Source organism: Enterococcus devriesei, from assembly GCF_001885905.1.
In the GTDB taxonomy this organism is placed as follows: Bacteria; Bacillota; Bacilli; order Lactobacillales; family Enterococcaceae; genus Enterococcus_A; species Enterococcus_A devriesei.
Window position 1 is genome coordinate 143979 of the sequence record NZ_JXKM01000005.1, and the last position, 11722, is coordinate 155700.

The window sequence follows — 11722 nt, forward strand, 5'->3', positions numbered from 1 at the left end:
CTTTGATTAATCTGTTTCGATCAAACCATATTTGCCGTCTTTACGACGATAAACAATACTTGTACCATTCGTTTCAGCATCTTCAAAAATGAAGAAGTTGTGTCCAAGCATATTCATTTGTAAGACTGCTTCTTCGCTGCCCATTGGTTTTAGTGATAAGCGTTTTGTACGTACGATTTCTAATTCTGATTCTTCAGAATCTTCAGCGTTCACTAACACTTCCACGTCACGTTCAGGCACACCGGTCTCACGCGCTTTACGATTAATTTTTGTTTTAAATTTGCGGATCTGACGCTCTAATTTATCCACAACCAAATCAATACTTGCATATAAATCTGGTGAAGTTTCTTCGGCCCGAAGAACTAAGTAAGGTAATGGAATCGTTACTTCAACTTTCGCAGTTTTTTCTGTGTAAACCTTCAAATTTACATAAGCAGTTGCGTCCGGAACATCAGTGAAGTAGCGTTCTAACTTACCTACTTTCTTTTCAACGTAATTGCGGATAGCTTCGGTAACTTCGATGTTTTCTCCTCGAACATTATATCTAAACATACGTATTGCCCCTTTCGTCTTACCAACTGAAGATTGAGGAAGGACCACTCTTACCTCTCTTCTTAACCCTATTATAGCGAACTCTAATCCTTTTGCAAAGTAAATCGCTACCAATTTTGGCAGCAAAATTTTAGCATTTATCGAGCAAAAGTCAGAGTTTTCACCGTTTCTACGCCATTTTGATAGAGCAACTCGGCCCCGTGGACCAATGTACGGCCTGTTGTATAAACATCATCCACTAATAAAACTCTTTGATTTCTAATTTTTTCTTTTGACACCTTCAACGTAAAAGGCTGCTCCATTTTTAACCGCTCGGCGCGTGTTTTTCCTGACTGAGGCGCCAACTCTTTACGCTCCAATAAAAAGTGATATGCTGGTTTCGTCAACTCTAAGCAGCCGCTGACTTGATTAAAGCCCCGCGTAGCAAAACGTTCTTTTGAAAGAGGCATTGGGCAAATCAAATAGTCACGATAATTTTTCAGTGCTTGATTCAGTTCAGCGGTAAAGGCTCCTCGTAAACGATAATCTCCAGTAAATTTATAGCCTTCGATCCATTGGCGAAAACCTGCATCATAGTAAAAAAGTCCACGATTTTCTAAAACAAAGCCGACTTGCTTTTGCCATTGAAGACAATCGCCGCATAATTCAGCTGAATTGGGACGACCACAACCGGGACAAGCCGCCTTCTGTTCAATCACAGTGAAAAGCTGCTGACAATGAAAACAGCGGTGACTGCCTTGAAAGAATAATTCCAGTAATGTCAGATTTTTAATCAGCTCTTTTTGACAGCAACTACAGTGCATCGATCAAGCCCTCCTGTAACGCTCGTTGATTATGATTTCTAATCTCTTTGATTGCTGTTTTTATGTCCCTTGTCATTTCACTAGTCACAAAGACGACCTCCGCTTCGGAATAAGCTCCTTTGCGATCAGCTCGACCAGCAATCTGGACTAGCGCTGCTTGATTAAAGACACGATGTGATGCTTGTAACACCACCACCGAAATATTTTCAAAGGTCACACCTCGCTCTAAAATCGTCGTTGTAAGTAGCAAGTCATACCGACCTTCACGCATATTTTCAACTTTAACCAAGCGTTCCTTATCTTTGGAGAACACGGTTGTCAATCGACTATCAGCCAAATTGGCTTTAAAATAGCTTTCGATTTTTGCTAATAGCTGGATACTCGGACAAAAAAGCAAAACATGATTTTTTGTTAATAGTAAAAGTATCCGCCGTAACATTTTTTTATTCAGATGGCCTCGATTTAATGATTTTTCTAAGTTCAATGTCCATAGGACCTCCGGCAAAACCAGGGGACGCCGGTGATAGCGTGCCGGCAAGTAATAACGGCAATCGACTGCTTGCCTTAATTTTTGATCCGGCGTTGCGCTGAGATAAATTCGCTTTGCTTTTTCCCGTTGTGCCCGTTCCACCGCTTGAGGCAGTAATGGATCTGTACTGTAAGGAAAGGCGTCCACCTCATCTACAATCACCAAATCAAAAGAGTCCTGATAGCGTAACAGCTGATGAACGGTGCAAATAACAAAGGTATCTCCGGCATCTTTTCGTTCTTGTCCGTGGAACAGACTGATCTTTTCTTTAGGAAAAGCCTGTCGGAAGCGTAAATAGAGTTCATTACAGACATCTACTCGTGGAGAAGTCAGCACCACCCGTTGTCCCTTTTCCAAAACCGCTTTGATTAACGGAAACAAAATCTCTGTCTTCCCTGCACCAGTGACTGCCCACAGCAAAAAGGTTTTCCCAATCGGTTGATCTGTGACTAAGCGCCGGGCAATTTTTTCCTGAGCTGCAGAAAAGACTCCCGACCAAGCTAAGACAACTTTTCTTGCGGACAATTCTTTCACAGGAAAATAATAAAGAAAAGAATGACTGGTAATCCTTCCTAACGCTAAGCAAACCGGACAATAGAAGAAACCCGCCGGCAGCGCTGCTTGAGAAAGATTTCCACAACGTTGGCAAAACCAACGCTCTCCCACTGCGTTCATCGCTGGGATTTTTCTAGCCTGATTCAAGTCAACATCAGGATAAAAGACTTGCCACTCTTGTCGCAATAACCGCTGGCCTGTGATCGCCATTTAATCACTCCTAAAAAACATTCTTATCAAAAGATACGCAAAAAAAGAAGCTTGGACATTAATCTAATCCCAGCTCCTACTTACATATAAACGGTGGTCCCGAAATAGCTTCTTGGGAAATAACCCACACACTTCTTTCACAAACTCAAATTAACCAATTCGATTTTACCAATTTATTAAAAACGATATATTCTTTATTCAGATTGACCTGCACGACTTCATAGTTGGCATTCAGCCAGCCATAAGCACCTTTTTCTGGATGGCGGTAATCGTTCGCCCACCAATCGAGATCATGTCGGGCAGTCAGTGGCAAGCCGCTTCTAGGAAACAACAGCTCGTCAAATTGGGTGAAGGTCAGCGTCACTTGAGAGCCGTTATTATTTTTTAAATAATGGGTAATTGCATCATATTTTTTTACACGGGTCATAGTCATCTCTCACCTTCAAAATTTTCAATTCTCACTTGTATCCTTACTTGATAGTTGAAACCGGCCCTACTTTTCTCCTATACTGAAAACAAGAGAAAAAAAGCGAGGCTAAATCATGCTGCAAAATTATCGTACGATCAAACAAGACCATCAACATGAGATCGAAATCAAAAAATCTCGTTTCATTTGTTTCTTAAAGCGAATCGACTCTGAAGAAGAAGCTAAAGCCTTTATCCAACAGCTGAAAAAAGAGCATTGGAAAGCGAATCATAACTGCAGCGCCTTTGTCTTAGGTGAGCGCAGCGAGATCCAGCGTTCTTCTGATGACGGTGAACCTAGTGGAACCGCCGGGGTACCGATGCTTGAAGTATTAAAGAAAAATGATTTGATCAATGTCTGTGCCGTCGTGACTCGGTACTTCGGTGGCACCAAGCTAGGAGCCGGCGGATTGATTCGTGCGTATTCAGGCGCGGTCGCCCAGGCTATTGCCGATATTGGCATCGTTGAGGGCCGGCTACAGCAAGAAGTTCTGATCCAATTGGATTATTCGAACTGGGGCAAACTAGAAAATTTCTTAACGGCTCAAAAGATCACCGTCAAAGACACGCAATTCACTGATCAAGTGGTCGCCACTTGCATGGTGGACGAAGCACAAGTTCCAGCTTTTGAAGAACAGATTACCGATTTATTAAATGGCCAAGCAAACTTTACTTTGGGCGAGGTCAGCTATTTTGAACGAGTCATCCAAGAGGCCTAGCTTCTTGGATTATTTTTCTAAATAAAATTCAAAACGGCTGCCAACATACTGCGTACGCACATACTCAAATGGGCGTTCATCCGCTAAATAGGAAACTTGGCGCAGGCGTAAAATCGCGTCGCCACGTTTAACAGCTAAATATTCGGCTGTTTGCTCCGAAGCTAAAACAGCAGAAACGGTTTGATTGGCACGTCCGATCTCAAAGCCTTTTTCTTGCAAGCTATGATAAAAAGAATCTGTGATTTCTTCTTTGCTGAAGCCTTCGACTAGTTTTGCAGGAATACTCGCCACTTCGAAACAAATTGGCACTTCATCTGCATAACGAATTCGTTCCATCCGCAACACTTGCTCGCCTTTGTCTAAGCCAAGTTTTTCTGCTTCACTAGAACTGGCACGAGAATTAAAAAAGGAAATCGTTTTGCTAGAAGGAATCTTTCCCAAGGATTCCATGATATCAGTAAAGCTCGTTGTCCCGCTCATTTTTTCTTGGACTTTTTTACTGGCGACGTAAGTTCCTGAACCGATTTTCCGCTCTAAGATTCCCTCGTCCGATAACGTTTGGATCGCTTGGCGCAAGGTCATTCGACTGACGCCAAATTTTAACGACAATTCACGCTCAGAAGGTAAGCGATCACCCACTTTCCACACGCCATTTTCAATCTCATGTTTTAATTGATCATGGATTTGAATATATACGGGCACTTGATTTGCCACATTCCATCACTCCTGTTGATTTTCTATATTTATTATAACTGGTATATACCTAATGTACAATAATAACCCTTCCCAATTTCCCAACTAACTAGTCGATTGCCTGCAATAATCAGTTATTGACGTAAAAAAAAGAGTAGACCATTTGAATCGGCCTACCCTATTCTTTAACTTTTTACTTCTTCTTTTAATTGCTTGTTAGCGGTCGCCATCATTAAACGAATCCGATTCAATTGATTGACGATGGAAACGCCTGGATCATAATCGATCGCGGCAATATTGGATTTTGGATACTGATGACGCAATTCTTTAATGACACCTTTACCTACAACATGGTTCGGCAGACAACCAAAAGGCTGCATGCAGACAATATTATTGACCCCGGTCTTCAAGAGATCAATCATTTCGCCAGTCAAGAACCAGCCTTCACCCGTATGATTCCCAATCGAAAGAATCTTGCTGGCATCTTCCGCTAATTGATAAATCGAATGAATCCCTGTGAAACGATCCGAAGCGCGCAACGCTTTATCCATCGGTTTTTCCACGAATTCAATTAATTTGATCGCCATCTCAGCCAGATTTTTGCTCTTTTTAGACATTCCCATATTGTCATATTTCCAAATTTGATTGTATAAAGAATAGTTCATGAAACCAATCAAATCCGGTACGACTGCCTCGGCGCCTTCTGCTTCTAACAGCCGGACAATATCATTGTTGGCAGTTGGCGAGTATTTCACCAAAATTTCTCCAACAACACCGACTTTTGGCTTAACTTCATCAGAAATTGGTACCGTATCAAAGTCTTTGATGATCTTTTTCATATTCATATTGAACAGGGTCAATGAACCATTGCGAACATTGCCTTCGACTTTTTTCAGCCATTCCTCATGTAAGGCATCGATCTGACCTTCTACTAGTTCATAAGGCCGCGTACGGTATACGACGCGTTCAAAGAGATCGCCATAAAGAATTGCCACAACAATCCGTTTTAACATTGGTAAGGTGTACTTGAAGCCTGGGTTGCTTTCCACTCCTTTGTTTCCTAGTGACACGGAAACGACGGGCACTTGTGGGAAGCCGGCATCATTCAGGGCCTTACGCAATAATGGAATGTAATTCGTCGCCCGGCAGCCGCCACCAGTTTGACTCATCATGACACTGGTATTGTTTAAATCATATTCGCCGCTTTGCAACGCTTCGACCAATTGTCCGATCGAAATGATCGCTGGATAACAAGAATCGTTATTCACGTATTTCAATCCAACATTGACGGCCTCACGGTCCATCGCTGGTAAGCAGACGACATTATAGCCTGAAGCCTCCAACGCAACATCGAATAAGCCAGATTGATGGATCGGACTAAGCATTGGCAAGAGCAAAGTATGTTTTTTTCGCATTTCCTTCGTGAAGACGATTTTTTCTGGTTCTTCAAAACGTCTAACGGGTTGGAAGTTAGATTTATCCCGCTCATTGACTGCTGCTTTTAACGAACGTAAACGAATTCTGATGGCACCTAAGTTGGACCCTTCATCAATCTTCAAAACAGTATAGATTTTGCCGTATTGTTCCATGATTTCTTCGACTTGGTCCGTGGTGACCGCATCTAGTCCACAACCGAAGGAATTCAATTGAACAAGCTCCAGATTTTTGGATTTGGCCACCACTCGAGCGGCCGCATATAAACGTGAATGGTAGACCCATTGATTGACGACCCGTAAATTACCGACATCGCTTAAATGGGAGACACTGTCTTCGGTTAGAACATGGAAGCCTTCTTGGGTAATGACTTCCGCGATTCCGTGATTGATCTCTGGATCTAAATGATACGGACGACCAGAAAGAACGACGCCTCGCTCGCCTTTTTGATTCAGCATCAGAAGCGTTTCTTCCCCTTTTTGGCGAATATCATTTTTGAAGGTTTCTAATTCTTCATAGGCATGATGCAACGCTTTGTCGACTTCGGTTTGGGTGATCCCTAAATCTTGGAAGCAACGTCCTAAAACTTTGGCTACTGAAGCTTCATTGGCTAAATTCAAATAAGGATTACGATAATCCACCTTGCCGTCACGGATGTCATCAACATTATTGCGGATCACATCTGGATAGCTTTGGACGATTGGACAGTTGAAATGATTGTCGGCTTCTTTTGATTCTTCCCGCTCAAAGACCACACCAGGATAGAAAATCATTGGTACGCCACCATCGATTAAGGCTTGGATATGGCCGTGAGCAATTTTGGCTGGGTAACAGGCCGTATCACTTGGGATCGTCTCCATTCCTTGTTCATACAATTCTTTATTTGAGCGTGGTGATAATTTCACGCGGAATCCAAGGTCGCTGAAGAAGGTATGCCACAAAGGATAATTTTCATACATATTCAAGACCCGTGGAATCCCGATTTCTCCTCGCACCGCTTCTTTTTTACGTAATGGACGATATTTGAAGAGCCGTTTATATTTATACTCCACCAGATTGACTTTTTTATCTTCCCGTTTCACTTTGATCCGAGCGCCTCGCTCACAGCGATTGCCGGTGATAAATTGCCGTCCGTCGGAGAATAACGTAACCGTAAGCATACAATTATTTTCACACAATCCGCAATGAGTAAATTCTTTTTCTGCGGTAAAGCTGTCGATCTCCGCCAAAGATAATGTCTCAGTCGTTTCACCGACCTCATAATTTTCTAAAGCAATCAATGCCGCGCCGAATGCGCCCATTAAACCGGCGATTGATGGGCGAACGACTTCACGGCCGGTCACCATTTCAAACGCCCGTAACACCGCTTCATTATAGAAAGTCCCACCTTGGCAAACGATCTTTTCGCCCAACTCTTCGGGACGACGAACCTTAATTACTTTATAGATGGCATTTTTAATGACGGAGTAAGATAAGCCGGCGGAGATATCCCCAACTGAGGCGCCTTCTTTTTGAACTTGTTTCACTTTTGAATTCATAAAGACAGTACAGCGAGAGCCTAAGTCCACTGGTCCTTTTGATTTCAAGGCCGCTTGCGCAAAGTCTTCTACTTTATAATTCAATGATTTAGCAAAGGTCTCGATGAAAGAGCCACAACCGGATGAACAGGCTTCATTCAACTGGATCGATGACAGCGCGCCATCTTTAATCGTCATCGCCTTCATGTCTTGTCCGCCGATGTCTAAAATAAAATCAACGCCTGGTTGGAAATGATTCGCCGCTTTGTAATGCGCCATCGTTTCTACTTCACCGATATCCACCTTCAAGGCGTTTTTGATTAATTGCTCCCCATAACCAGTTACTGCTGCTTTTCCGATAAAGACATTCTCAGGTAATTTTTGATACAAATCTTTTAAGACGGTCATCGTCGTTTCTAAGGGCTGACCTTGATTGTTGCCATAAAATGAAAACATGAGATTACCGCTCTCATCGATCAAGGCCACTTTGGTCGTGGTAGAACCGGCATCGATTCCTAAGAACGCCACGCCTTCATGTTCATTCAAATCCTTTTCTTGCGCTTGGGCTTGCCCATGACGCAGCCGGAAATCAGCGAGATCCGCCTCGTCTTTAAATAAAGGTTCCAACGTATCAGAAGGCGATAAGTGTCCTTCTTCTGCCGTAGTCAAACGATGCAGCAATTCTTCTAATGAAGAAACGGGTGCTTCTTCTGAATAAAAAGCGGCGCCCATTGCTACAAAAAGTTGTGGATTTTCAGGAAAGATCACATTCTCTGGGGCGATGTTCAATGTCTCGATAAAGCGTTGACGCAGTTCAGACATAAAGAATAACGGCCCACCGAGAAAAGCGATGTTCCCTTTGATTTTACGACCGGCTGCTAAACCGGCGATTGTTTGGTTTACAACGGCTTGAAAAATACTCGCCGCGATATCTTCTTTCGCTGCTCCTTCATTGATCAAAGGCTGCACATCGGTTTTGGCGAAAACGCCGCAACGAGAAGCAATCGGATAAAGTGTCTTATAATTTTTTGCCAGTTCATTGACCCCGTTGGCATCCGTCTTTAACAAGACTGCCATCTGGTCAATAAAGGCTCCCGTTCCACCGGCGCAGCTACCGTTCATCCGCTGCTCCAAAGCACCTTCAAAGAATGTAATCTTCGCATCTTCTCCGCCTAATTCAATCGCCACATCCGTTTCTGGAATGACTTCTTCCACGGTGCGTGTACACGCGATCACCTCTTGGACGAAAGGAATGTCTAAAACATCAGCTAGTCCCATCCCACCGGAACCTGTGATACTCATCGTCATTTTTTGGTTGCCAAGTACCTCTTCTGCTTCTCGCAGCACACGTTCTGTGGCAGTTTTCACATCCGAAAAATGCCGTTCGTATTTTGCAAAGAGACTTTCATTTTGTTCATTTAAAATGACCAACTTGACGGTTGTAGAGCCTACATCGATCCCCGCTCGTAATGTCATAAATATTCCTACCTTCCATTTTTAACAACACGTGTTGATTAACTTACAAAGTGTTTGTTATACTACTCACGTATATTCTAAAAAGATTTTGCACGTTATGCAACTATCAAAATCATTTCATTCGTGTGATAAGCAACGTTCCAACCCGTTCTGTTGTAAAAAATGAAAGGAATTTCCCATGCCCAAAAAAATCGACTTAAGAGTGAAACGAACGAAAAAAATGATCATGGAAGCTTTTATCCATTTAGTAGAAGCAAAAGGCTTTGATAATATCACTGTACAAGAGATCGCTGATGAAGCTATGATCAATCGAGCAACCTTCTACGCCCATTTTAAAGACAAGCAAGATTTATACGACCATATTTTCAAACAAGCCATCGATGCCTTCACTGAAGTCCTCGATCCCGATCAGATCGTCCAAGGCAATCGTCTGAAAGTCAAACAAATCGAATTTGTCTTAACCAATATTTATCAGCAGATCCAAGCCAATCGAAAATTCTTTTTGACGGTCATGGATGCCTCTGGAAATGAAATGCTGCGGAAAAAGATCGCGGAAATTTTAGATATTAAATATGCCCACGTCTTCAATCGTTTAAAGATTACCGAGAATGATATCGAAGTGCCCCTAGACTTTATCATTGAATACATGACGTCGATCTTTGTTGGTACCCTCCATTGGTGGATCACCAGCGATACAATGATGGATGCCGGTAGTCTAGCGAAGCTCGTTATCAAACTAGTAGGCAATGGCCATTTGACGATTCTGGGAATAGAGATTGATCGTTAAATGAGAAAAGCTTTCGCGAACTCGCTCAGCTTTTTGCCAGTTTTTCTTCTCGCATTATTGAGATTAGAAAAATGGTATGCGTAACGACAATCAAAATCATTTTTCGTGTTTTTGGAAAAATGATTCTCTATTTAGGAGTCAGCTGTGCAATAAGACCAAACTTTTGATAAATGACTGAGAAACACAAAGTTTTAACTTTGATGTTGAACAGTTCCTACTTGGTGCTTCTCAAATTTAGAAATCGTTTTGCTTATTGCCGATAAAGCTAGTTCGTGAAGCCGGACATGGCTAGACCTGCTGTAAAGCGATTTATTCATTTAAAAATTTATACTTTCTTCATAGTCAAAAAAAAGTGCGCTCAGAATATCTGAGCGCATTTTTTTAATGATTTCTAGATTTCCATTTAATCGTATGACGCGTAGGGCGTAGAGTACGAACACGGGGAGCTTGCCCCTTTTCTTTGGTTACTTCTAATGAATGATCCTTCACTGTGCTATAAATTTTTGTTACCGTGTCTGTCAGTAGTTCTTTTACTTCTTGCACTTTATTCATTGCCATCAGCTCCATTCTTTCTCTCTTCTTTAATGTAGCCTAAATTTGAAAAGGCTTCAAGCAATTCAGCTGGTCAAATTGCGATTAGCGGGGAAAGCGTGACTTACAACAAATTTTACAGAAATGGAGCATTTTTTCAAAAATCGAAGAAGCTAGTTAGTTTTTTAACAGCGTTTACTGGGAAATATATAAAAAAACGTGAGCTGCATCTGCAACTCACGTTTTACGTTACTGGGGTAGCTGGATTCGAACCAACGCATGAGGGAGTCAAAGTCCCTTGCCTTACCGCTTGGCTATACCCCAATGGTGGAGGAGAGTGGATTCGAACCACTGAACCCTAAGGAACGGATTTACAGTCCGTCGCGTTTAGCCACTTCGCTACTCCTCCATCTAGGTTTTTATTATTTAAAAACCCGACTCAGTTATAATACCTAATCTCAAAAAAAAATGCAAGTATTATTTTTCAATTTTATTCATGTAAATTCCAACTGCGGATCACATTCTCGATTCCGTCATCTAATGTACGAAAACTTCCTAGTAAACGATCGTCGCTATAAGCCTGAAACACTTTGTTTTCTGGGATTACTTCACCAATCATTTTCTTACCGATCACTAGCTGCGTAACAGTCACCGTTTGACCATTGACCGAACGTTCTTCTTCTTTGATCTGAACTTCGATATCTTTATTTTTTTTAGACATAGCATTCCCTCCGACTGTCATTTTATCATACTCCAAAAGAAAACAACAACTGGCTACTCTAATTCTGAGTAGCCAGTTGCAATTATGGATTCGTTGTTACTGCTCGAATGACTTCATAGCCAGCGTTGGTTAGGATTTCTTTGATTCGGTCCGTTTCTTTACTGCTTAATTGAATCTCAACAATTGTTCCATTATTTTTGTGATTGGCAATGATTGTCAAAATACTCAACTCATTATCGGCTAACAGCTTCGTCACTCGTGCCAACACACCTTTTTTATCTTCAATGATCTTTAATTGAACGCGGGTGCCGCCTTCATGATAGCCGGTCAGTTTCAAAAAGGCGTCGAAGATATCATTATTGGTAATAATGCCAACTAACTTTTCCCCTTCTAATACCGGCAATACATTGATTTTGTTTTGCCGCATCAAGAAAATGCCATCTTCTAATTGCGCATCTGGCGAGATCGTTTTAACCTCTGTGATCATAACGTCCGCTACTACCGTCTTATTCAACAAATAATTAACTTCATGGACACTTAGACTAGTCGCTTTAGAGGGCAGCGCTTCTTGAATCGTTCCTTCAGTGATCAAACCGACTAGTTGTTCATTTTCAAGTACAGGCAAGCGGTGGATATCATATTTTTTCATTAAATCGACCGCATCAAAAATTTTTGTCTTTGGCGAGACGGTCACTAATTCACTCGTCATAAAATCTCTTACACTCATTTT

General features: G+C 41.9%; 11 protein-coding genes and 2 tRNA genes. 2 read left to right on the forward strand and 11 right to left on the reverse strand.

Annotated elements, in window-relative coordinates:
- Positions 1-6: 6 nt before the first annotated feature.
- The 4 genes from hpf to RV00_RS09090 all read right to left on the reverse strand — a co-directional run bounded on the left by hpf (position 7) and on the right by RV00_RS09090 (position 3076).
- Positions 7-552: a ribosome hibernation-promoting factor, HPF/YfiA family gene (hpf, locus tag RV00_RS09075; protein WP_071862291.1), complete on the reverse strand. Its 546-nt coding sequence runs from the start codon at positions 550-552 to the stop codon at positions 7-9.
- 137 nt (positions 553-689) lie between these two features.
- The gene (locus tag RV00_RS09080) at positions 690-1355 is read right to left on the reverse strand and encodes a ComF family protein (protein WP_071862292.1); all 666 of its coding nucleotides are present in this window, start codon (positions 1353-1355) and stop codon (positions 690-692) included.
- Entirely contained in the window at positions 1345-2649 is a 1305-nt protein-coding gene (locus RV00_RS09085; RefSeq protein ID WP_071862293.1) for a DEAD/DEAH box helicase family protein, read from the reverse strand. Before RV00_RS09085 ends, RV00_RS09080 begins: the two co-directional genes overlap by 11 nt.
- A 145-nt stretch (positions 2650-2794) precedes the next feature.
- Complete coding sequence (locus tag RV00_RS09090) at positions 2795-3076, reverse strand: DUF7662 domain-containing protein (RefSeq protein ID WP_071862380.1); 282 nt, start codon at positions 3074-3076, stop codon at positions 2795-2797.
- 115 nt (positions 3077-3191) lie between these two features.
- Between RV00_RS09090 and RV00_RS09095 the strand changes: the two genes are divergently transcribed.
- A complete protein-coding gene (locus tag RV00_RS09095) occupies positions 3192-3833 on the forward strand; it encodes a YigZ family protein (protein ID WP_071862294.1) in 642 nt (213 codons plus the stop codon).
- A gap of 9 nt (positions 3834-3842) precedes the next feature.
- Here the strand turns inward: RV00_RS09095 and RV00_RS09100 are convergent, their stop codons facing one another.
- Complete coding sequence (locus RV00_RS09100) at positions 3843-4547, reverse strand: GntR family transcriptional regulator (protein WP_071862295.1); 705 nt, start codon at positions 4545-4547, stop codon at positions 3843-3845.
- 164 nt (positions 4548-4711) lie between these two features.
- Positions 4712-8953, reverse strand: coding sequence for a 2-hydroxyacyl-CoA dehydratase (locus RV00_RS09105; RefSeq protein WP_071862296.1), 4242 nt, complete (start codon positions 8951-8953; stop codon positions 4712-4714).
- A 178-nt stretch (positions 8954-9131) separates the two neighbouring features.
- On the opposite strand from RV00_RS09105, the gene RV00_RS09110 reads away from it, so the two are divergent.
- The gene (locus tag RV00_RS09110) at positions 9132-9740 is read left to right on the forward strand and encodes a TetR/AcrR family transcriptional regulator (RefSeq protein ID WP_071862297.1); all 609 of its coding nucleotides are present in this window, start codon (positions 9132-9134) and stop codon (positions 9738-9740) included.
- A gap of 381 nt (positions 9741-10121) precedes the next feature.
- Here RV00_RS09110 and RV00_RS16410 read toward each other — a convergent pair whose 3' ends face one another.
- From RV00_RS16410 to RV00_RS09135, 5 genes are all read right to left on the reverse strand, one after another.
- A complete protein-coding gene (locus RV00_RS16410) occupies positions 10122-10292 on the reverse strand; it encodes a hypothetical protein (RefSeq protein ID WP_169818940.1) in 171 nt (56 codons plus the stop codon).
- 231 nt (positions 10293-10523) lie between these two features.
- Positions 10524-10595 (reverse strand) — tRNA-Gln (locus RV00_RS09120).
- A gap of 1 nt (position 10596) precedes the next feature.
- A tRNA-Tyr gene (locus RV00_RS09125) sits at positions 10597-10680 on the reverse strand.
- A gap of 81 nt (positions 10681-10761) precedes the next feature.
- Entirely contained in the window at positions 10762-10992 is a 231-nt protein-coding gene (locus RV00_RS09130) for a DUF2969 domain-containing protein (RefSeq protein WP_071862381.1), read from the reverse strand.
- A gap of 82 nt (positions 10993-11074) precedes the next feature.
- Positions 11075-11719: a CBS and ACT domain-containing protein gene (locus RV00_RS09135; protein WP_071862299.1), complete on the reverse strand. Its 645-nt coding sequence runs from the start codon at positions 11717-11719 to the stop codon at positions 11075-11077.
- Between the last annotated feature and the right edge of the window lie 3 nt (positions 11720-11722).

Excerpts from the sequence above, each read along its gene's own strand:
- hpf (WP_071862291.1), bottom strand. The coding sequence starts at position 552 with ATGTTTAGATATAATGTTCGAGGAGAAAACATCGAAGTTACCGAAGCT.
- RV00_RS09130 (WP_071862381.1), bottom strand. The coding sequence starts at position 10,992 with ATGTCTAAAAAAAATAAAGATATCGAAGTTCAGATCAAAGAAGAAGAA.
- RV00_RS09135 (WP_071862299.1), bottom strand. The coding sequence starts at position 11,719 with ATGAGTGTAAGAGATTTTATGACGAGTGAATTAGTGACCGTCTCGCCA.
- RV00_RS09080 (WP_071862292.1), bottom strand. The coding sequence starts at position 1,355 with ATGCACTGTAGTTGCTGTCAAAAAGAGCTGATTAAAAATCTGACATTA.
- RV00_RS09085 (WP_071862293.1), bottom strand. The coding sequence starts at position 2,649 with ATGGCGATCACAGGCCAGCGGTTATTGCGACAAGAGTGGCAAGTCTTT.
- RV00_RS09105 (WP_071862296.1), bottom strand. The coding sequence starts at position 8,953 with ATGACATTACGAGCGGGGATCGATGTAGGCTCTACAACCGTCAAGTTG.
- RV00_RS09110 (WP_071862297.1), top strand. The coding sequence starts at position 9,132 with ATGCCCAAAAAAATCGACTTAAGAGTGAAACGAACGAAAAAAATGATC.
- RV00_RS16410 (WP_169818940.1), bottom strand. The coding sequence starts at position 10,292 with ATGAATAAAGTGCAAGAAGTAAAAGAACTACTGACAGACACGGTAACA.
- RV00_RS09090 (WP_071862380.1), bottom strand. The coding sequence starts at position 3,076 with ATGACCCGTGTAAAAAAATATGATGCAATTACCCATTATTTAAAAAAT.
- RV00_RS09095 (WP_071862294.1), top strand. The coding sequence starts at position 3,192 with ATGCTGCAAAATTATCGTACGATCAAACAAGACCATCAACATGAGATC.